This is a genomic window from Aminobacter niigataensis, from assembly GCF_946995915.1.
GTDB lineage: Bacteria > Pseudomonadota > Alphaproteobacteria > Rhizobiales > Rhizobiaceae > Aminobacter > Aminobacter niigataensis.
Genome location: NZ_OX341517.1, coordinates 2,381,686 through 2,402,705 on the forward strand (window position 1 = coordinate 2,381,686; position 21,020 = coordinate 2,402,705).

20 protein-coding genes are annotated in these 21,020 nt (G+C 62.1%); 16 read left to right on the forward strand and 4 right to left on the reverse strand.

What is annotated here, in order from left to right; genetic code table 11:
• The first annotated feature begins 14 nt into the window (after positions 1-14).
• The 7 genes from O1Y97_RS11595 to O1Y97_RS11625 all read left to right on the forward strand — a co-directional run bounded on the left by O1Y97_RS11595 (position 15) and on the right by O1Y97_RS11625 (position 8,349).
• The gene (locus O1Y97_RS11595; RefSeq protein ID WP_318764088.1) at positions 15-1,115 is read left to right on the forward strand and encodes an efflux RND transporter periplasmic adaptor subunit; all 1,101 of its coding nucleotides are present in this window, start codon (positions 15-17) and stop codon (positions 1,113-1,115) included.
• A complete protein-coding gene (locus tag O1Y97_RS11600) occupies positions 1,112-4,204 on the forward strand; it encodes an efflux RND transporter permease subunit (RefSeq protein ID WP_318764089.1) in 3,093 nt (1,030 codons plus the stop codon). Before O1Y97_RS11595 ends, O1Y97_RS11600 begins: the two co-directional genes overlap by 4 nt.
• Before the next feature lie 8 nt (positions 4,205-4,212).
• Positions 4,213-4,818, forward strand: coding sequence for a hypothetical protein (locus O1Y97_RS11605; protein WP_108607458.1), 606 nt, complete (start codon positions 4,213-4,215; stop codon positions 4,816-4,818).
• A 111-nt stretch (positions 4,819-4,929) separates the two neighbouring features.
• Complete coding sequence (locus O1Y97_RS11610; protein WP_183260080.1) at positions 4,930-5,433, forward strand: DUF1269 domain-containing protein; 504 nt, start codon at positions 4,930-4,932, stop codon at positions 5,431-5,433.
• Positions 5,434-5,541: 108 nt separating this feature from the next.
• Complete coding sequence (locus O1Y97_RS11615) at positions 5,542-5,916, forward strand: Kazal-type serine protease inhibitor domain-containing protein (RefSeq protein ID WP_183260082.1); 375 nt, start codon at positions 5,542-5,544, stop codon at positions 5,914-5,916.
• Between the two features lie 75 nt (positions 5,917-5,991).
• Positions 5,992-7,023, forward strand: a complete 1,032-nt coding sequence (locus O1Y97_RS11620; RefSeq protein ID WP_318764090.1) for an AI-2E family transporter — start codon at positions 5,992-5,994, stop codon at positions 7,021-7,023.
• 225 nt (positions 7,024-7,248) lie between these two features.
• Positions 7,249-8,349, forward strand: a complete 1,101-nt coding sequence (locus O1Y97_RS11625) for a helix-turn-helix domain-containing protein (RefSeq protein ID WP_318764091.1) — start codon at positions 7,249-7,251, stop codon at positions 8,347-8,349.
• On the opposite strand, the gene O1Y97_RS11630 is transcribed toward O1Y97_RS11625, so the two are convergent.
• The 3 genes from O1Y97_RS11630 to greA all read right to left on the reverse strand — a co-directional run bounded on the left by O1Y97_RS11630 (position 8,346) and on the right by greA (position 11,609).
• Positions 8,346-9,515 (reverse strand): MFS transporter, encoded by a 1,170-nt coding sequence (locus O1Y97_RS11630; RefSeq protein WP_318764092.1) that lies wholly within the window; start codon positions 9,513-9,515, stop codon positions 8,346-8,348. The two genes, O1Y97_RS11625 and O1Y97_RS11630, sit on opposite strands and share 4 nt — an antisense overlap.
• 199 nt (positions 9,516-9,714) lie before the next feature.
• Complete coding sequence (locus O1Y97_RS11635; RefSeq protein WP_318764093.1) at positions 9,715-10,746, reverse strand: helix-turn-helix domain-containing protein; 1,032 nt, start codon at positions 10,744-10,746, stop codon at positions 9,715-9,717.
• Between the two features lie 380 nt (positions 10,747-11,126).
• A complete protein-coding gene (gene greA, locus O1Y97_RS11640; RefSeq protein ID WP_318764196.1) occupies positions 11,127-11,609 on the reverse strand; it encodes a transcription elongation factor GreA in 483 nt (160 codons plus the stop codon).
• Positions 11,610-11,864: 255 nt separating this feature from the next.
• On the opposite strand from greA, the gene O1Y97_RS11645 reads away from it, so the two are divergent.
• Positions 11,865-12,218: a DUF2200 domain-containing protein gene (locus O1Y97_RS11645; RefSeq protein ID WP_318764094.1), complete on the forward strand. Its 354-nt coding sequence runs from the start codon at positions 11,865-11,867 to the stop codon at positions 12,216-12,218.
• 168 nt (positions 12,219-12,386) lie between these two features.
• On the opposite strand, the gene O1Y97_RS11650 is transcribed toward O1Y97_RS11645, so the two are convergent.
• Positions 12,387-13,295, reverse strand: coding sequence for a LysR family transcriptional regulator (locus O1Y97_RS11650; RefSeq protein ID WP_108607467.1), 909 nt, complete (start codon positions 13,293-13,295; stop codon positions 12,387-12,389).
• 234 nt (positions 13,296-13,529) lie between these two features.
• Here O1Y97_RS11650 and O1Y97_RS11655 point away from each other — a divergent pair, with 234 nt between their 5' ends.
• From O1Y97_RS11655 to O1Y97_RS11690, 8 genes are all read left to right on the forward strand, one after another.
• The gene (locus tag O1Y97_RS11655) at positions 13,530-14,486 is read left to right on the forward strand and encodes a dihydrodipicolinate synthase family protein (RefSeq protein ID WP_183260092.1); all 957 of its coding nucleotides are present in this window, start codon (positions 13,530-13,532) and stop codon (positions 14,484-14,486) included.
• 19 nt (positions 14,487-14,505) lie between these two features.
• Positions 14,506-15,054, forward strand: a complete 549-nt coding sequence (locus tag O1Y97_RS11660) for a 3-hydroxyanthranilate 3,4-dioxygenase (RefSeq protein WP_318764095.1) — start codon at positions 14,506-14,508, stop codon at positions 15,052-15,054.
• 81 nt (positions 15,055-15,135) lie between these two features.
• Positions 15,136-16,299, forward strand: a complete 1,164-nt coding sequence (locus O1Y97_RS11665) for an ABC transporter substrate-binding protein (protein WP_108607469.1) — start codon at positions 15,136-15,138, stop codon at positions 16,297-16,299.
• An 84-nt stretch (positions 16,300-16,383) separates the two neighbouring features.
• Positions 16,384-17,298 carry a branched-chain amino acid ABC transporter permease gene (locus O1Y97_RS11670; protein WP_108607470.1) on the forward strand — a complete coding sequence of 305 codons (915 nt, stop codon included), beginning with the start codon at positions 16,384-16,386 and terminating at the stop codon, positions 17,296-17,298.
• Between the two features lie 2 nt (positions 17,299-17,300).
• On the forward strand, positions 17,301-18,287 hold the full coding sequence (locus O1Y97_RS11675; RefSeq protein WP_108607471.1) for a branched-chain amino acid ABC transporter permease: 987 nt from the start codon (positions 17,301-17,303) through the stop codon (positions 18,285-18,287).
• The gene (locus O1Y97_RS11680; RefSeq protein ID WP_318764096.1) at positions 18,284-19,039 is read left to right on the forward strand and encodes an ABC transporter ATP-binding protein; all 756 of its coding nucleotides are present in this window, start codon (positions 18,284-18,286) and stop codon (positions 19,037-19,039) included. Before O1Y97_RS11675 ends, O1Y97_RS11680 begins: the two co-directional genes overlap by 4 nt.
• Entirely contained in the window at positions 19,033-19,734 is a 702-nt protein-coding gene (locus tag O1Y97_RS11685; RefSeq protein WP_108607473.1) for an ABC transporter ATP-binding protein, read from the forward strand. The genes O1Y97_RS11680 and O1Y97_RS11685 overlap by 7 nt, the downstream gene beginning before the upstream one ends.
• A complete protein-coding gene (locus O1Y97_RS11690; protein ID WP_108607474.1) occupies positions 19,721-20,527 on the forward strand; it encodes an aspartate dehydrogenase in 807 nt (268 codons plus the stop codon). The genes O1Y97_RS11685 and O1Y97_RS11690 overlap by 14 nt, the downstream gene beginning before the upstream one ends.
• The last annotated feature ends 493 nt before the right edge of the window (positions 20,528-21,020 follow it).

Here is a 21,020-nt window from a genome sequence, read left to right on the forward strand (position 1 = left end):
ATGAGGAACCCGAAATGGCATCACGTTCGTCTTCCACCAGCAGGCGCCTCCTTGGGCTAGCCGCTGTAGCCACAACTTCGCTGCTTGTCGCCGGCTGCCAGCGGGCGGAGGAGGCAGTCGAACTGCCACCGCGTCCGGTCAAGACGGTTGCCGTTTCCTTCAATGCCGAGGACACGTTCGGCTCGCTCGTCGGCGACGTGCAGCCGCGCACCGAAACCAATTTCGGTTTTCGGCAGGGCGGCGAGATCAGGGAGCGCGACGTGGATGTCGGCGACCGCGTCGAGGTCGGCGCCGTGCTGGCGCGGCTGGACACCGAAGACGCCCAGGATGCCGTGCGCAAGGCCGAGGCCAATCTGTTTGCGGCGCAATCGAATTTCGACAATGCCGACCAGACACGCAGGCGGCAGGAGCAACTTTATCCGCGCACCATCAGCCGCGCAGCACTTGATGCGGCAACCGCCCAGGCAAACGCCGCGCGGGCAGGCGTCGACGCCGCGCAGGCCGCTGTGCGCGTCGCCCAGAACAATCTCGACAACCGCGTGCTGAAGTCCAACGCCGCGGGCGTGGTTACCGCGGTGGGCGGCGATGTCGGCCAGGTTGTCGGTGGCGGGCAGATGATCGTGCGTGTCGCGCAGCTCGTCGACAAGGACGCGGTCTTCCAGGTGCCGGAGGCGACCATCCAGTCGGCCAGCCGCGATGTCCGCGTCGAGGCGCGCCTGCTCAGCAATCCAAACAGCAAGGCAATCGGCGCTGTCCGCGAGATTTCTCCGGTCGCCAATCCGGTAACCCGCAACTTCACGGTCCGGGTCGGGCTGGAGACGGTGCCTGACGACTTCCGCTTCGGCAGTGCCGTGCGCGGCACCGTGCAGGTTGCCGGTAACCCGGTTGCCAGGCTGCCGATGACGGCCCTGTTCAACCAGGGCAGCCAGCCGGCCGTCTGGGTGGTGGATCCCAAGACGAATACCACGAAGCTGGTGTCGATAGAGGTCCATCGCTTCGAAACGAGTGACTTCCTCGTCGCCAAAGGCTTGCAGGACGGCGACAATGTCGTGGTGGCCGGCGTGCAGCAGCTTCGCCCTGACATGTCAGTGCGCCTTCTCGGGGCTGCCAAATGAACGAGGGCGGCTTCAACCTCTCGGAATGGGCCATCAAGCGGCAGGGGCTCATCGTCTTCCTGATGGTGCTTGGCGCCATCGCCGGGGCATTTTCATTCCTGAACCTCGGGCGCAGCGAAGATCCCGACTTCACCGTCAAGACTATGCTGGTTCACGCCGTCTGGCCGGGCGGCACCATCGAGCAGACGGTCGACCAGGTAACCGACAGGCTGGAACGGACGCTGCAGGAAGTGCCGCGGCTCGACACGCTGCGCAGCCTGACCAGTGCTGGCCAGTCGATCATCTATGTCTCGCTCGAGGATTCGACCGCGCCGGATGAGGTCGCCGACATCTGGTACCAGGTCCGCAAGAAGGTCGGCGACATCCAGGCCACCTTGCCGGCTGGCGTGCGCGGCCCCTTCTTCAACGACGAGTTCGGCGACACCTTCGGCATCATCTATGCGCTGCAGTCGACCGACTTCAGCGATCGCGAGCTGCGCGACTGGGCCTATGAGGCGCGCAGCCGGCTGCTGCGTGTCCACAATATCGGCAAGGTCGAGATGCTCGGCACGCAGGACGAGACCATCTACATCGAGTTCTCGACCCAGCGCCTGGCAAGCCTGAGCATCAGCCCGGCAACGGTGATGAGCACCATCCAGGCGCAGAATGCCGTGATGCCGGCAGGCACCATGACATCGGCAACCGACCGCACCATCCTCGAAGTGTCGGGCGACCTTCGCGACGAAAACGACATCCGTGAGATCAACATCCCGACCTCCTCGGGTTTCGTGCGGCTGGGCGACATCGCAACCGTCACGCGCGGCACGGTCGATCCGCCCCAGCCGATGTTCCGCGTCAAGGGCAAGCCCGCCATCGGCGTTGCCGTTTCCATGGCCTCTGGCGGCGACATTCTCGAACTCGGCCGCAACATCAAGCAGGTGATGACCCGCTTCGAGCACGACCTGCCGCTCGGCATCGACCTCGTCCATGTCGCCAGCCAGCCGGAGGTCGTCACCAGCGCCATCAGGGGCTTCACCGTCTCGCTGACCCAGGCCGTCATCATCGTGCTCGGCGTCAGCTTCCTGGCGCTTGGCTTCCGCGCCGGCATCGCCGTTGCGGTCTCGATCCCGCTCGTCCTGTGCATGACCTTTTTGGCGATGGAGATCAGTGGTATCGCCCTGCAACGCGTGTCCCTGGGGGCGCTCATCATCGCGCTGACGCTGATGATCGACGACGCCATGGTCGCGGTCGAAATGATGATGGCCAAGCTCGACGAAGGCTACGACCGCGTAAAAGCCGCGTCATATGCCTATACCTCGACGGCATTTCCGATGCTTGCCGGCACGCTTGTCACCATCGCCGGCTTCATCCCCGTCGGGCTCGCCCGCAGCGTATCGGGCGAATATGCGCGTTCGCTGTTCGTGGTCATTGCCGTTGCGCTCATCGTCTCCTGGTTGATCGCGGTACTGCTGACGCCGATCGTCGGCCTGGCGGTGCTGAAGTCGGGCGCAAAGTCGGCAAACAGGGGCGAGGGCGGTCTGGCGCGAGGCTTCAAGAAGCTACTCCTTGCCTGCATCCGGATGCGCTACATTGTCGTCGCCGGCACGGTCGCGCTGTTCGTCGTGGCGCTGCTCGCCGCGCCACTGATGAAGCGGCAGTTTTTCCCGCCTTCCGATCGTCCGGAACTGATGCTGCAACTGGTGCTGCCGCAAAGTGCGTCGCTGCAGGCGACTTCGGCCGAGGTGGACAAGGTCGAAAAGCTGCTCGCCACCGACAGCGACGTCGTCAGCTGGAGCTTCTATGTCGGCTCGGATGCCATCCGCTTCTACCTGCCCATGGACATCCAGGCGCCGGCGCCGTTCCGTGCCCAGGCGGTTGTGATCGCCAAGAGCGTCGAGGCGCGCGACGGCCTGCAGGCAAGGCTGCAAAGCGAACTCGACCAGCAGTTCCCTGATATCATCGCCCGTGTCTCGCCGCTGGAGATGGGACCGCCCGTGGGCTGGCCGGTCCAGTATCGCGTCATCGGCTCCGATGTTGCCGGTGTCCGCAGCCTCGCCTGGAAGGTCGCCGACGCCGTCGGCAATGTCAGCGGCGTCATCACGCCCAATCTCGACTGGAACGAGCCGATCCGGAAGGTGGTGATCGAAGTCGACCAGGATCGGGCGCGCCTCGTCGGCCTGAACTCGGCCGCCATCAGCCAGACGCTGTTTGCCACGGCATCAGGCCTGCCGATCACGCAGGTCCGCGACTCCATCTACCTGGTCAACGTCGTTGCCCGCGCCGCGGCTGACGAGCGTGCCAATGTCGAAACGCTGCGCTCGCTGCAGATCCCGGTAGGACCGAACCAGACGATCCCGCTGGCCAGCATCGCCAACATCGAATACCGCACCACCCAGCCGATCATCTGGCGGCGCGACCGCGAAACCACGATCACAGTGCAGGCCGACGTAGCGGAAGGCGTGATGGCCGACAGCGTCGTCGACCAGGCCTCAGCTGCGATCGACAAGTTGCGCCACGACAATCCAAATTACCGGATCGAGGTGGGCGGCTCGGTCGAAGGCGCCGAGACCGGCATGGGATCGGTGCTGGAGATGATCCCGCTGATGGCGATCGTCATGGTCATCATCCTGATGTTCCAGCTCCAGAGCATCCAGAAGTTGCTGCTCGTCATCAGCGTGGTGCCGCTCGGGCTGATCGGCGTCGTGCTGGTGATGCTGATCACCAACATTCCTGTCGGCTTCATCGCCGTGCTCGGCATGATCGCCCTGATCGGCATGATCACGCGAAACTCGGTGGTGCTCATCGACCAGATGGACAACCGGCTGGAGAGCAGCGGGATGTGCTGGCAGAGCGTAATCGACGTCACGGCCGAGCGCGTTCGTCCGGTGTTCCTGACCGCGGGTTCGACCATTCTCGGCATGTTGCCGATCATCCGCGATCCGTTCTGGGCGCCGCTGGCCTTCACCGTCATCGGCGGTCTGGTGGTGGCCGCCGTGCTGACGCTGATCTTCCTGCCTGCTCTCTACGTGCTTTGGTTCCGCATTCCGGAGGAACGGCCGGCATCGCCTGCACCGCAGGCAACGGCCCAGCCTGCCAGTGTGCCAGCCTGAGCATTCGCATGGAGACCGATGACTTTCCGGCGGACGGGCAGGGCGGTGCCATTGAAATCCGCCTCGAGGACGTGTCGCAACTGTTCGAGACGATGGACCCGTTTCCGTTCCGGGAACGGGATCTGGCGCGGGACGCGGACGAGTACATTTGCGGCTGGGCAAGTGAACTGCCCGCCGACCGGCCGCTGGAAATCAGGATTCACCTGCCTGCGGCGGTAGCCGACAGTGCCGAGGTTCGTGGCCTCGACGCGTCATTGTCCAACTATTTCGGCTACCGCGCCGGCGTCGTGGCGCGCGAACTGTCCGATGAGTTCCGCATCGGCCGACGGGCGTTGCTGATCGGGCTTGGCGTGCTTGGCTTTTGCCTGCTGTTGGGCCAGGTGTTTGTCGCCCTCACATCCTATGGCCGCATCGGGCACTTCGTCGAGGAAGGTCTCATCATCGTCGGTTGGGTGGCGCTGTGGCGCCCGCTCGAGATATTTCTCTACGACTGGTGGCCGATAGCCCAAAAAAAGAGACTCTACCGGCGCCTGGCCGATGCCCGCGTGAGCGTCAGTTTCTACGACAAGGCGGGCGGCGAGGGTCTTGACCTTAAGTCGAGGCGCTCAAAATGAAACGCAATGCAAAGCGTTGGGACGCACCGCTAATCCCCGGCTCTTGCCCGCAGGCTATGCTGCTGTGCAACACGCTTCGCATCGTCCGATCTTGAAGCAAAAGGAGTTACCATGTCTGACCTGATCGTCATCGTGTACCCGACCGAAGCCAAGGCCGAAGAAGTGCGCGAGCGCCTTTTCGAGCTGCAGAAACAATATCTCATCACGCTCAGCGACGCGGTTATCGCAACCAAGAACGATGCCGGCAAGATCAAGCTGAACCAACTGGTCAACACCACGGCCGCCGGCGCCGTCTCAGGCAGCTTCTGGGGCCTGCTCGTCGGCGTGCTGTTCCTCAACCCGCTGCTCGGTGTCGCCGTTGGTGCCGCGTCTGGCGCGCTTGGCGGTGCGATGAGCGATTTCGGCATCAACGACGCCTTCATGAAGGAGCTTTCGGGCAGCCTGCAGCCCGGCAATGGCGCGCTGTTTGTGCTGGTCAAGGAAATGACCGCCGACAAGGTGCTGAAGGAGATCGCGGGCTTCGGCGGTGTGGTGCTCAAGACCTCGCTCGACGAGACCAAGGAGCAGGCCCTGCGTGACGCGTTGCAGAAGGCATCTGCCGCGCCGGCTAGCTGAGGGTCTTAGCCTGGACATCGCAACGGGCCGCAGCCCGGCCCGTTGCATCCGCCGCCACGCTGCGCGGAACCGGTTGTTTGATTGTTTGACACAGGGGAGTTGGCCATCATGAACCGCCTGTTTGCAAATCCTGCTGCATTGCTGCTCATGGCTTTGGGCATGCTGACGGCCTGCGTTCCCCAGTCGCCGGGCCCCGGTCCTGGCCCGTCGCGCCCGCAGGCATGCACATTCGAATATGCGCCCGTATGCGGACAGCGCGGCGACCGCACCCGTACCTTCTCCAATTCCTGCATGGCTCGCGCCGACGGCTTCCGCGTGATCCATAACGGCCAGTGCCGCAGGCCCGAGCAGCAGCAGACTGCCTGCCCGGCGATCTATCTGCCGGTCTGCGCCGTCAGCGGCGCAAGGTGGCGCACCTTCTCCAACAGTTGCCTGGCGCGCGCCGACAATTTCCGGGTCGTGCATGAAGGCCGCTGCCGTTGACGACAGTGCATCCAGATGATCCGATCGAGGCAGTTGAAGTCGGGAAATGGGCAGCAGGGGCGGGGCAACGGCAGCATGAACGCATATCTTGCCACCGGCATCCTGGTGCTCGCACTGCTGCGGGTGGGAGATGCGATCTTCGTTCCGCTCGTGGTGTCGCTGTTCATCATAGCCCTGGTCTGGCCGATCCAGGCCGCGCTTCAGCGGTTCCTGCCACGGCTGCTGGCACTGTTCGTCACGCTTTCAACGACGATCGCGATCGTTGTCGCCGTCGGCTCGTCCGTGGTCTGGGGCTTCGGTCGGCTCGGCCAATGGCTGTTCGTCAATGCCAGCAGGTTCCAGGCGATCTACGTCGACTGGACAGAATGGCTGGAAGAGCGCGGCGTGGCTGTTGCCGGGCCGCTCGCCGACCGCTTCGACGTCAACTGGCTGGTTGGTTTCACCCAGGGCATTGCCGGCCGCCTGAACAGCTTTGCCGGGCTGGCGTTGCTGGTCTTCGTGCTGGTGATGCTTGGACTGCTCGAGGTCGAGGACTTCAACCGGCGCCTGGAATCTCCCGCCGCCCAGCCATATGGCGCCCGCATTCGCGCCGCCAATCGCGAGATCGGCATCAAGCTGCGCCGCTTCATGGCGGTGCGCACCTTCGCCAGTGTTCTGACAGGCCTCGTGGTCTGGGGCTTTGCACTGGTGGCCGGGCTCGAGCTCGCCGCGGCTTGGGGCGCCATTGCCTTCGCGCTCAACTACATTCCGTTTCTCGGACCGTTCTTCGCCACCATGTTTCCGACCCTGTTCGCGATTGCGCAGTTCGAGTCGTGGCAGATGGCCTTCGTTGTGTTCATCGGCCTCAACCTGATCCAGTTCATGATCGGCAGCTATCTCGAGCCCATCCTCACGGGTGCTTCGCTGGCGATATCGCCCTTCGCGGTCATCTTCGCCGTGTTCTTTTGGAGCTTCATGTGGGGCATCTCGGGCGCCTTCATCGGCGTGCCGATCCTGATCGCCTTCATCGTCTATTGCGCCCAGGCACCATCGTCCCGCTGGATCGCAGCACTCCTTGCGTCGGGCAAGACAGAGAAGCTGGAAGCGCAGGTCGAGCGCAAGGATTGAGATGGCCGTCCCTGTCGCAGCCTACCGGCCAACCATCGGCATTAACCGTCATGTTTCGGCCTCGTTGAACAAACCTTCGCGCGCGCTATGATATGTGCACGCGAAGGATCATGAGTGCAGGTGTCTCCTAGGCCAGCTTGAGCAGGGACCTAAGTCTCAAGCCAGCGCAGACGGCTCCTGAAAACGCCACCGGGACGAGATGCGCGTCCCAACGAGGGGGTTGGCATGGTTGCTGCTGGTAGAAGCTTTGCGCCGGAGAACCAGGATGGTTTTCTCGCCTCGGCCGGTCAGCACGACGGGCCTATTCCTCATTTCGAATTTTCGACCGATGATGTGGCGCGGGCCGACCAGTTCGACGCCTGGCGGCATAACTTTGCGACGATGCTCGACCTCACGCCAACCGGCAACTCGCCCGAGGTGATCGATGGCAGGCAGGTGATCTGGGACCTCGGATGTCTCGCCTTCACCTCGATCAGCACCGGGGCGCTGAACTTCGCCAGCTTGCCCAACCATGTGCGCCGGGACACGCTCGATCACTGGATGATGACGCTGTTCCTCGATGGGGCGGCAAGCACCGTCGCCGGCAGCCGGGCCTTTGACGGCGGCGTCGGCGCGGTACAGCTCCATTCCCTGGGGCAGCCTTTCGACGGGCATGTCACCGACAGCCACATGCTGATGCTGCTCATCCCGAGGGATTTCTTCCAGGAGCATTCCGGCGCCTTGAGCCTGGCGGAGTTCTCGACCCTCGGTGGCGGCATGGGCTGCTTGCTCGCCGATTACATCGTCGGCCTTGCCAAACGCCTGCCGACGTTGACGGTTGCCGACCTCCCCGGCGTGGCAGCAGCGACGCGCGCCATGATCCTGGCCTGCATCGCGCCTTCACCCGATCATCTCGACGAGGCGAGGGCACCGGTTTCGAACATGCTGCTGGAGCGGGCGCGGCAATACATCAATGCCAATCTCTACAACCCGAACCTCGACAATGACATGCTGTGCCGTGCGCTCGGCATTTCGCGTACCAGGCTCTATCGCCTGTTCGAGCCCAGCGGTGGTGTGATGCGCTACATCCTGCACCGGCGCCTGGTCGATGCTCATTCGAAGCTCGCCGACCCGACCGAGACCCGGCGTATCTTCGAGATCGCCGAACAGCGCGGGTTCAACGATGGCGCGGAATTCAGCCGGGCCTTTCGGCGCGAGTTCGGCTACAGCCCGAGCGAAGTCAGGACACGCGGCCTGGGCGCCATACCGGCGAGACCGGTCGCCGACCTGGCCTCCCTCGAACCGGTCGAGCGGCTCGGCCATCTTCTCAGGCGCCTGCAGAGTTAGGTTTCGAGAACTTGCAGCTGGCGCCGGCTGCGCCCGACGGAAAGCGCGGCAACCGCGATCAGCACCATGCCGGTCGCTGCCACGCCAGCCATGAGAAGGTAGGTCCGCTCGCCCCAGCCGGCATAGACCTGACCGCAAAGCGCGGTCAGCAGCGCCATCAGGCCGGCCCACGCGCCGGCAAGCCATCCCTGGACTTGCGCCTGCATCGCGGGCGCAGCCAACTGGGCCAGCACCACGATGCTTCCCACATGTGTGGCGCCGAAGGTGAAGCCATGGGTAAGCTGGAAAACGGCAAGCAGTTCGACGTTGGGGTCGAATGCCATGCACAGCCAGCGACCGGTCGCGACCGCAGCCCCCAACAATAGCAGGAACATCGCAGCTCTGGCATTGCCGACGAGACGCCCGGCGATTGCAAACACGGCGATCTCCGAAACTACCCCCAAGGCCCAGAGCATTCCTGTCATGCCCTTGCCGATGCCTGTAGAGTGCCAGTGCAGCGTTCCGAAGGCGTAGATCAGCCCGTGGCTTGCCTGAACACAGGCCGCTCCAATCACGACGAGGACGATAAGGGGGCCGGCGCTGCCGCTTGGTCGAAAGGCGCGGCGCTCGCTGTGGCGCGTCGACGGCAGCCTTGCGACGGTCAAGGCGGTCAGGGTCGTCAGCAAGGCCGAGGCGGTGAGCAGCCATATGATCATATCCGGCTCGAACCACATGAGCAGCATGCCACCGGAAATGTTGGCCATGGCGAACGCGATCGAACCCCACAGCCTGACGCGTCCGTAGTCAACGGCCGGCACTGTCGTGCGCGTCGAGCATAGCGTGACGGCGTCGGCCAAGGCGATGAGCGGACCTTGCGCGAGGCCGATCGCTGCGACGAGCAGCAGGATCGGCAGGAAGGTGCTTGTTGCCCCGAGCAGGGGCGTGCCGATCGCAACCGCCGCGGCACATATCAGAAGCGCGCCACTCAGGCGCTCCTGCCGGTCGGCGACAGCCGTGACCACCGGGTTGGCAACAACGCGCGCCAGGAGCGGCATGGCCAGTATGATGCCGATGCGGCCATCATCGAGGTGCTGCGAACGCAGCCACACCGGAAAGAATGGCAAGTTGATGCCGAGTTCAAAGAACAGCGCGGCATACAGCAGCGAAAAACGCAGGCCAGCAGGCATTCACCCTCAACAATGATGTCATGAGCATCGGACATCTTTGGTGAGGCTGCCATCCATCTGCGCATTAGTACAGACGGCGAGGTGGCGAACTTGTTGATTGCTGTTCAGAAATTCCATTGATACGCAATGTGTCCGGTAAGAGCCGTCACGTTAAATCCAGGGCGACCGGACGCGCTATGCCTTCACCTGCAGATCAGGTCTACACCTGCAGATACTGCAGAATTTCGCCGAGGCTCACCACCTGGTTGAGCAACTTGAGCGGCAGCCGTTTCGGCGACAAGGGCAGTCCGACAGCCGCTGCCGCCCTGACTTCGCTTGGGGCACAGCCCATTTCGCTTCGAAAGGACCGACTGAATGTCGCAGCGTCTGCGAAACACAGCCTCTCGGCGATCCGAGCGATACTCGTCATCGAATTGGGGTCAGACAGCTCCTTGTAGGCTGCCAACAGCCGCTGGCGCTGGATGTAGCGCGCCACTCCGTGCAGCGGCTCAAAAAGGACGTAGAGTTTTGAACGCGAGAGGCCGAGTTGCCGGCACAGCTTGTCCGGCCCGAGATCGGGAGCTTGAAGCTCGTTGTGGATCATCTGGCGGGCACGCTCGAGCATCGTTGCCGCGATATGGCCGTGAGCTTCGGCGACACGGTCAGCTGTCGGCGCCAGGCAGGCTGAGATCATCGCGCGCATCGCCTCGATGGCCTTGGGCACCTCATGTCCCGGTATGTGTGGCAGCCGGTGTTCGAATGAGATTAGGAAGTCGGCGAGCAGCCCGCCCAGACCGTCCGGGCTGACACTCCCTGGGTGCTTGTCGAGTACGCCTGCCAGAGGCCGCAGCAGGTCGCGCGGGATGTAGACGGTAGACACGCTCGAATCTGCTGCTGCGCCATCATAAGGGCGACCAAGCGAGCGGAAATGGACCTGGCGGCGAGGGACGTTTTGATCCTGCGCGGCATGCATTGCGCTTTCCGGCAGCACGAGGCACCAGTGGTCGAGTGGATCCTTGCCCAGATGATGCCATTTGCGCGGCACTTTGGGACCAGGCATGTACGACGTGGTGAAGGCGAGCTTGCCCAGGTCCCAGATTTGCTGCTCGAAGATGAAACCCTGCCGCGCTTCTGGACTTATGGAGACGTCGATCACCGAAGCGTGGAAGGAGCGCCATGCCTCAAACTGGTGCTCGACCGGCAACTCGCGCGTATCGAATTTCAGCGTGGCAAGCAGTCCTGCTTCGTTCATGAAGTCTCCAAGATGCGGGTCGAACAAGCGGTCGCAACTTGAGGTGGAGAATGACTGAGCGCAGGCCCGTCGGCAATAGGACGGCGACCTCTTCGCGGCGATCGATGGCGAGATCAAGCCGGACTACGCACGCCCGAGCGGAAGGAAATGACGGTCACGGGCGGTTCAGCCTCCCGGTGCGCCGCGCGTTCCCAATTCCAGGTGTCTACCGGCAGTGCGTTCGAGGTTCCCCATTTCGGCAAACGCACTGCCGGTTCCGGGTCCGAAACCTCGCTCACGTTTAGGTCACGTCGGGGCAGCCAGCGATGCAAAGTGGCTGACCATGGCGAGGCAACAGAAGATGCCTGCAATTCGGTCGTGCGTCGTACCCCGCTATCCAGCTAAGAAATCGACAGGATTTCGAGTCCGTGCTGCCCTAGCTGCACAACGTCGCCAACGGTTTTGCCAATCAGCGCGATGGCAACCGGTGAGCCATGCGATATTGAAGCTTCAGACGGGTTGGCTTCATCCTCACCGACGATGCGGAAGGTCTGGGTGCGGCCGTCATCGCGCTCGAACGTAACGGTGTGACCGAAGGCGACCACTTCATTGGATGCAGGCATCGGCATCAGCTGGGCCGTTCGGACGCGCTCGGCATAATAGCGCATGTCTCGAAGCGGAACCGCCGACTGCCTTCGCCGCTCGTTGACATCTTCCAGCAGGTTGGCTGCGTCGAGAGTCTGCTGGGCGCGGGCCAATTCATCTTGCAGCATCTTGAGACCCGCCTCGGTGACGAGGTTGATCCGGTCGGAGATGGGGCGAGCCGGCAGGATGGTTTCCGATGCTGCCTCGGCGCTTTCCTCCTTGGCAAATGCTACGCTCATTGGTCTGGACTCCCCTTCGAACACCCTCAGCAATCGGATAACCTAGAGCCGGCAATAAAGCTCCCTCAATTTGACGGCTGGTCTCGGCCCAAAGTGGAGCAGCCAAGAGAGGTGAGGCTGGTGGATAGCCGGACTACAGAGGTCGATAGGGATCGAAATGCGATCAGCGACCGCTCGGCTCGCCTTCTCCCGGAGTGGCTGGCCAAATCGGCCAACTCCAGCTTAACTCGGCAAGGAGCTCAGGAGTAGACACTCATGGCAAAGCACCGGATCTATACGACCGCCTTCGCAAGCATCTATCCTCTCTACGTCGCGAAAGCAGAAAAAAAGGGACGTACAAAAGCAGAGGTTGATCACGTCATCTCTTGGCTTACGGGCTATGATCAGAAAGATCTAAAGGCTCAACTGGAAAGACAGACTGATTTTGAAACATTCTTCGCAGAGGCCCCCCAAATCAATCCGTCGCGAGCCTTGATCAAGGGCGTTGTTTGCGGTGTCCGCGTGGAGGATATCGAGGAGCCAACCATGCGAGAAATTCGCTATCTGGATAAACTGATTGATGAGCTGGCGCAGGGAAAAATGATGGACAAGATCCTGCGAAGAAATTGAACTAGAGAGCCGTCAATCTCCGTCCATTTGAGATTGTCTCAGGTTTCTGGCCGTTGCATGGCGGATGCGATAGGCCTGCCAAATGCAAACCAGGCAGCAGCTCGAGATCGGAATGGGCGTCGATACCGGGAGCTTCCAGGGTTCGCGCCGAGCCGTGCTGACAGCCGTTCAAACCACCTCGGGTACCATCTCGCGCAGTACACGGCGCAGGATGTTTCGGGTGGCGATTGTGGCGGCTGAGGGCGCGCGGTCGCGGGCGGTGACAAGCCGCACCTCGCGTACGATGGCCGGTTCGACCAAGGGACGCGCTACGATGCTGCGGCCCTTCAGCGCCGCCAGCGAATAAGCAGGCAGGATCGCTATCCCGGCACCGTTTTCGGCCAGCGAAAGAGCCGTATTTATCTGGTGCACTTCCAGTTGGGGCCGCAGCGGCAGCCCGGCCGACTCGAAGCCGAACTCGGTCAGCAACCGAATGCTGCTCTCACGCGTCAGTGTGATGATCTGGTGATCTCGAAGCTCGGCCCAGCGGATCTGCTGGCGTCCGGCGAATTCGTCATCGGGGGTGCAGAAAACCATCAGGCTATCCTGCAGCCCCGGCTGAGAGTCGAGCCCCGCTTCGCCCGGAGAGAAAGTACCGACACCGAGATCGCAGCGGCCGCTTCTTACCTGCTCGACAATGATGTCGGTGCTGACATCCTCGATGCGCAGGACCAGCTCGGAATGTGCAGCCGCAACTTCGCGTAGAACGCGCGGCAGGATCGTGCCGGCGATAAGCGGTGGCGCGGCAATTCGCACGAGGCCGCGTTTCAGGCTGCTGAGGTCGCGCACATATTCGGCTGCGCGATCGATTTCGTTCAGGCCGGCAAGGGCACCGGTTGCGAAGGCACGCCCGGCGTCGGTCATATCGACCCGCCTGGTCGTGCGGTCGAAAAGCCTTGCACCTAGCACCAATTCGAGATCGCGGATCGTATGCGAGAGATTGGCTTGAGAGGTCTGCATGCTCTCGGCCGCGCGGGAGAAATTTCCCAACTCGACCACAGCCTTGAAGGATTCGATTTGACGCAAAGTCGGGCGCATCGGCAAACTCACTTATGTCCTATCCTTCATGAATATATACCGAATGTTCGCCTTCACACATGAAAAAAAATGGGGCCCGATGTCACAGGATTTGTCACGGCAGTGATTGAGGGGAGGAGATGTTTTTGGGCGGCCATGAGCACTGCCTGAGCCAAGTTTGCCGCGCCAGAACGGGCCCACTCTTCCTAGACAAGCACGCTACCGTCCGGTGCCGGACGACGATGAGGAACGCATATGAAATACACCCGCAAGGATGCCAAGGCCCATTCCCGCGCCACAATGCGCGGCGTCTGGGCTGCCGCCAACACACCGTTCCATGCTGACGGCTCGATCCACGAGGACCTCTACCGCCGCAATGTAGATCACTGGATAAACGATCTTGGCATCGATGGGCTGTTCATCGCCGGCAAGCAGGGCGAGTTCTTCTCTATGTCCATCGACGAGCGCAAGCGCATGTTCGATCTGTCCGTCGAGATGGCTGGCGACAAGGCGCAGACCATCATGTCCTGCTCGGATCAGAACATGGACGTGGTGATCGACCTTGCAAAGCACGCGCAAGCGTGCGGCGCCGACTACATCGTCGTTCATGCTCCGGTGTTGCATTTCCTGAAGGCACAGGACGAAACGCTAACCCGCTACTATGAAACCATCGCGTCGAAAGTGGACATCGGCATAGCGCTCTGGTCGCATCCCGACAGCGGCTACCTGATGAGCCCGGAACTGTGTAATCGCCTTGCCGATATCGAAACGGTCGTAGCGATCAAATATTCGGTGCCGCGAGACATGTACAAGAATCTGACCGCGCTTGCCGGCGATCGTATCCTTGTGTCGACAGCCTCCGAGGAGGAGTGGCTCGACAATATCCTCGAACTGAACTGGCAGCTTTATCTCTGCTCATCGCCGCCCTACACGCTGCAGACCAAGGCAGATCGGCGGATGCGCGACTACACCGATCTGGCCTTTGCCGGCAAGGCGGAAGAGGCGCGCGCAGTCAGCGCCAGTCTTCAGCCCGTTCGCGATGCGATCCGACGGACCCGTCCGGCAGAGAAGCTGCATTCCCATCAAAAATATTGGCAGGAACTTTTGGGCCAGGCCGGTGGTCCGGTGCGGCAGCCGCTCCTCGAATTGACCGAAGGACAGAAGCGCCAAACCCGCGAGGCTTTCGAGGCCTGCGGACTGAAACTTGCCTGAACCACCAGGAGAGGATGAGATGAGCAAACTGAGCGCCTTTAATCTGCAGAAATGGATCGACGAGCACAAGCATTTGCTGAAGCCGCCGGTCGGCAATCAGCAGATATGGAAGAATGCCGACCTGATGGTGACCATTGTCGGCGGGCCAAACAAGCGCACCGACTATCACGACGATCCGGTCGAGGAGTTCCTCTATCAGCTGAAGGGCGACATGCTTCTCAAGCTGCACGATACCTCGACCGGCGAATTCTACGACGTGCCGATCCGCGAAGGCGATATTTTCCTCCTGCCGCCCCATGTCCGCCACTCCCCGCAGCGCCCGCAGGAAGGCTCCATCGGCCTCGTGATCGAGCCCTCCCGTCCTGAAGGCGCGTTGGATGCCGTGGAATGGTACTGCTTCGAGTGCACGCATCTCGTGCATCGCGCCGAGGTCGATCTGGAATCGATCGTCGATGACCTGCCGCCGATCTACGCCAACTTCTACAACCACAAGGCGTTGCGCACATGCCCGAACTGCGGGGCGGTGCATCCGGGCAAGGAGCCGCCCGCAGGATGGGTCCAGCTCTGACTGTGACCTCCGACAGCACCGTTTCAATCGGGGCTGATAGGCAAAAGACCGACAATAACAAGCAACAGGGGACCTCGCATCGTGAAGAAGACCACTCTCGCATTCAGCCTCTTCGTGGGCCTTGCAACCTCGGCCCTGGCCCAAGAGCCGGTGAAGATCGGCGTCATCACCACACTTTCCGGCCCGGGTGGCTATCTCGGCAAGGACGTCCGCGACGGCATGCAGCTTGCCATCAACGAGGAAGGCGGCAAGCTCGGCGGCGTGCCGGTCGACCTTATCGTCGAGGATGACGCAGCCAAGCCGGCGAATGGCCGCCAAATTGCCGAAAAATTCATGAACGAGCAGGGCGTCAAGCTGCTGTCCGGCATCATCTTCTCGAACATTGCCGGCGCGACCGTGCCGGACATCGTCGACAATGGCGCCCTCTATATCAGCGCCAATGCCGGCCCTTCGGGTCTCGCCGGCAAGGAGTGCAATGAGAACTACTTCGTCGTCTCGTGGCAGAACGACACGCTGCACGAGGTGTCCGGCATAGCGGCCAAGGATCTCGGCTACAAACGCGCCTTCCTGCTGGCGCCGAACTACCAGGCCGGCAAGGACGCGCTCGAAGGTTTCAAGCGCACATTCAACGGCGAAATCATCGGCGAGATCTACACTCAGCTGGAGCAGACGGACTACTCGGCTGAAATGGCGCAGATCCGCGCCGCGGCACCCGACGTGGTCTATCAGTTCCATCCGGGCGGGCTCGGCATCGCCTTCGTGCGCCAGTACCAGCAGGCCGGTCTTCTGGGCAAATTCCCTATGGTGCTTTCGGAGGCCAACGCCGATGGCGTAATGCTGAAAGCCCTTGGTGACGCGGTGATCGGCCAGGTCGCTACCAGCCATTGGGCCGAGGACCTGGACAACGAGGCGAACAAGGCCTTCGTTTCGGGCTGGAAGGCAGCCTATCCCGACCGTCCGCTGACCACTTACGCATCGCAGGGTTATGACACCGCGAAGCTGATCGCCTCCGCTCTCAAGGCAACCGGCGGCGTCGACGACATCGATGCGGTCCGCACGGCGCTGAGAAAGGCAGATTTCGTCTCTGTCCGGGGCGATTTCGCGTTCGGCCCCAACCAGCATCCGGTGCAGGACTGGCACCTCCTGGAAGTGGTCAAAGGCGAGAATGGCGTGGCGACCACTGTGACCCGCAAGAAATTGGCTGAAGATATTGGCGACAGCTATTCGGCCGCTTGCAAGCTCTGACCTGCACCAGCCACCGAACCGGTCGAACTGGGTGCGCAAGCCGCGCATCCACGGATCGCATTACCCAGCGCAGGGCTTGCCGATATGACACTCATTCTCGAACAGCTTCTGAACGGTTTGCTTTACGGCATCACACTGTTCCTGCTGGCTGCCGGTCTGACCCTGATCTTCGGCATCATGGGCCTGATCAACCTCGCCCATGGCTCGCTTTACATGGTGGGTGCGTTTGTGGGGGCCTGGGTGGCCAGCCAGACAGGAAGCTTCTGGCTGGGCCTGCCGGCGGCGCTGGCCGGCGCCATGCTGGCCGGTTTTGCGATTGAACTGGGTGTCATGCGACGGCTGTATGCGCGCGACCACCTGGATCAGGTGCTAGCGACCTTTGCGCTGATCCTGATCTTCAACGAGCTCACCGTCCTGCTTTTCGGCCGTGAGCCGATGTTCGTCGAGCTTCCCGCCTCGATCGCAACGCCGATCGAGCTGCTGCCCGGCCTGGTTTATCCGCCCTTCCGTCTTTTGATCATCGCAGCCGGCCTTGGCGTGGCCCTGGGCTTGTATTTCCTGATCAACCGGACGCGCATCGGCATGCTCGTGCGCGCCGGCTCGACCAATCGCGACATGGTCCGCGCGCTCGGCGTTGATATCCGGCTGCTCTACACTATGATCTTCGGCCTTGGCGCGCTGCTCGCGGGACTGGCGGGTTTCATGACCAGTCCGGTGCTGGCGGTCCAGGTCGGCATGGGCGAGCAGATCCTGCTGGCAACCTTTGTCGTGGTGGTCATCGGCGGCGTTGGTTCGATCAAGGGTGCCTTCGTGGCCGGCATCCTGCTCGGCATCGTCGACACATGTCTGCGTGCATTCCTCCCCGGAGTGTTGCGCGAGATCATGGCCGGTCCGGAGGCTGACGCACTGGGAGTTGGCATCGCATCCATGGGAATTTATCTGATGATGGGTATCGTGCTTCTGTTCCGGCCCCAGGGCCTGTTTCAGGCAGGCGGCTGAGCATGCGGCAACATCTTATCTTCATCGCAGCGGCGATCGTGTGCCTGTCCGTCCTGCCCTTGGTGGCAGAGGCGACGGGCCAGCTGGCGCTGGTCGGCCTGACGTCGCGCATCATGATCTATGCGATTGCAGCAGCCAGCCTGAACTTCATCCTCGGCTATGGCGGGATGGTTTCGTTTGGCCATGCGGCCTTCTTCGGCATCGGCAATTACGTGGTTGGCATCCTGTATTTCCACCATGCCGAGGGCGTGCCGCTCTGGGGCTTCATCCCCGGTTCCAACCAGCTTTTGATAACGCTGCCGACAGCGGTCCTCGTGGCTGGGTTCGCGGCGCTGGTCATTGGCTCGCTGGCGCTACGCACCAGGGGCGTGCAATTCATCATGATCACGCTGGCGTTTGCGCAGATGCTCTATTTCTTTTTCGTCTCGCTCAAGACCTATGGCGGCGAGGACGGTGTCATCGTGCGGGGCGCCAATGATCTCTTCGCGCTGAGCCTGCGCGACAAGACAGCGATGTATTACGTCATCCTTGTCGTGATGGTGTTGTTCTTCGCATTTCTTTGGCGGGTCGTGCACTCCTCGTTCGGCACGGTCCTGTCGGGCATAAGGCAAAACGAACGACGGATGACCGCGATGGGCATCAGCTCCTATCGCTACAAGCTTTACGGCTTCGTCCTGGCCGGAATGGGCGCAGGCCTCGCCGGAGCTTTGATGGCGGTGTTCATGCGCTTTGCCAGCCCGGACACGCTCCATTGGACCAAGTCCGGCGAACTGCTGATCATGGTCATCCTCGGCGGTGTCGGCACTTTCTTCGGCCCAATCTTGGGGGCGGCGGCCTTCCTGATCCTGCAAACCTACCTCGCTGCCTGGACTGAGCACTGGCAGCTTGCCATGGGTCTGATCCTGCTGGGGATCGTGCTTGGCACCAAGGGTGGCGCCAAGGGTCTGTTCGACTCCATTGCCCGTAAGCTTCGGACGGAGCCAAGATGAACACCATCCTGGCAATCGACGATCTGGTGAAACGTTTCGCAGGTCTGACCGCGACAGATCATGTGTCGTTGAACGTGGCGACCGGGCATATCCATGCCTTGATCGGCCCCAACGGGGCCGGCAAGTCCACGCTGATCAACCTCCTCTGTGGCGAGCTGATCCCCAACGAGGGGCGGATAACGCTTCTGGGCGAAGACATTACCGCGTGTCCCGCCGCGGAGCGGATGAAGCGCGGCCTTGCGCGGACATTCCAGATCACGAACCTGCTGAACGATTTCACCGTGCAGCAAAACATCAGCCTGGCGGTGCAAGCGAGGCAGGGAAACAACTTTCGCATCCTCGATACCGCGCGAGGGCGTGTTTCCATCCTGACCGAAGTGGATGAACTTCTAGCTGCCAGCCGCCTCGAGCCGCGTCGCGATGTGGTGGCGGGCAACCTTTCGAGCGGCGAACGCAAGCAGCTCGAGCTAATCATGGCGCTTGCTGGCCGGCCGAAGCTCCTGCTTCTCGATGAGCCGATGGCGGGGCTCGGCCGTTTGGAAAGCCAGCAGATGATCGAGACCCTGCGAGGTCTCCGCGGCAAGGTCTCCATGCTCCTGATCGAGCACGACATGGAAGCGGTCTATGCGCTGGCCGACCGTATCTCGGTCCTGGTCTATGGGCGGGTGATCCTGACCGGGACCGCCGACGATATCCGGGCCAGCGATGAAGTGCGGGACGCCTATCTGGGGTTGGAGGACGAACTGTGTTGAAGGTGCAGGGGCTCCAGGCTGCCTATGACCATGGCCAGGTGCTGTTCGATGTAAGCTTCGAGGTCAATGAAGGCGAACTCGTCACATTGATGGGCCGCAACGGGATGGGCAAGACCACCACGATCCGCGCCATCATGGGCCTTGTTCCGCCTGCGGGCGGACGGATCGAGATCGGGGGTCACGAGACTACCGGATTTTCCCCGGAGCGGGTGGCGCGGCTTGGCGTTGGCCTCGTGCCCGAAGGAAGGCAGGTGTTCCCGACGCTCACCGTGCGCGAGAATCTGGTCGCGACCGCTGCCAACCGCTCGGGGCGTTCGGACCCTTGGACTCTCGAGAAAGTCTATGGACTTTTCCCTCGTCTGCGTGAGCGGACGAGCCAGATTGCAGGGACGCTCTCCGGCGGCGAACAGCAGATGCTGGCGGTTGGGCGTGCGCTGATGACCAATCCGCATCTTCTCATCCTCGACGAGGCGACCGAGGGGTTGGCCCCGGTGATCCGGCTGGAGATCTGGAACTGCATCACCCGATTGCGCGCGCTTGGCCAGTCGATCCTGTTGATCGACAAGAACTTGGCAGTGCTGAAGAAACTCGCGGACCGGCATTACATCATAGAAAAAGGCCACGTCGTCTGGTCCGGCACCGGCACCGATCTCACGCGCGACCATGACAAGGTGCATTCCTATGTCGGTGTCTGAGGATATCTGCCTCATCGGATGGGGCGCGATCGGTGCCCGGGTGGCAGCGCTCCTGGCCGAGCGACGGAGCCCGGTTCGTATCGTTGCCGTGGCGGTGCGTGATGCGAGCCGCAGTCGTCGGGACCTGCCCAAGGAAGCGGCTTTGATTTCCCATCCGGCGGAGCTGGCGGGTGTCAAAGCGAAACTCGCCGTCGAGGTCGCGGGGCGTGACAGCGTCCTGCCCTGGGGTCGCGTGGTGCTTGAGGCCGGGATGGACTTCGCCATTTCCTCGACCTCGGCCTTTGTCGATGATAGCGCGCTGGCCGAGCTGACAAAACTGGCCCAGGCTCGTGATGCAAAGCTTCTGGTGCCGCCGGGCGCCTTGGGCGGGATCGATGCGCTGGCTGCGGCTGCGCGGCTGGGCCTTGCCTCGGTAGAACACCGGATCATCAAACCGGCGCGAGCATGGGCCGGCACCATAGCCGAGAGCCGCTGCGACCTTGAGGCGCTAACCGAACCGACGGTGTTCTATGCGGACACTGCACGGGCAGCGGCCGATGCCTTTCCACAGAATGCGAACGTGGCGGTGATCACCTCGCTGGCGGGGATAGGTCTCGACCGGACACGGGTCTCGCTGGTTGCTGATCCGACCGCGCTTTTCAACACACATGAGATACACGCTGAAGGCGATTTCGGGCGGATGGAAATCCGACTGGAAAACCGCCCGCTGGCGACCAACCCGAAATCCTCGGAGATGACTGCGCTGAACCTGGTGAGGCTGATCGAGAACCGGGTGCTGCCGCTGCTGATCTGACCACACCTTGATATGGGGCCTGCTGCGGATCCGGTCACCGAGACATGGCCGTGCTTTCCAAGTCCATGAATGCGGACCGCAGCGCCCCCACTCACCTAGCGCCGCTCACGGCAAGATCATGAGTTAGCGACGGCCGCGATGTGGCCCGTGCGCGATACCCCCACCTACTGGCGCCGCCCCCTGCGCTCTGCCCGACATTGGCTCCTCAGGGGCGGCTGAAAGCGGCACGCACCTTGCCGATCGAACGTGCCTCATCGCACCGCCTGTTACCCGCGTGCAGGTCTTAGGCTGGCGCTGTTCCGTAAGGCGCATGGGAAAGAAGGGCGTGATGCAATGCATCTCCCATCCCGGTTCGCCACAACCAATTCATGTGAAAAATGACATAGATTTATATGAGTCTTGAGAATTGTCTCATGAGTGGGAAAGGGCGACTATTCTGCACGAACTGAAGCATCCATGGCTCGGGTTCATCGATTTCGAAAGCCGTCGAGTA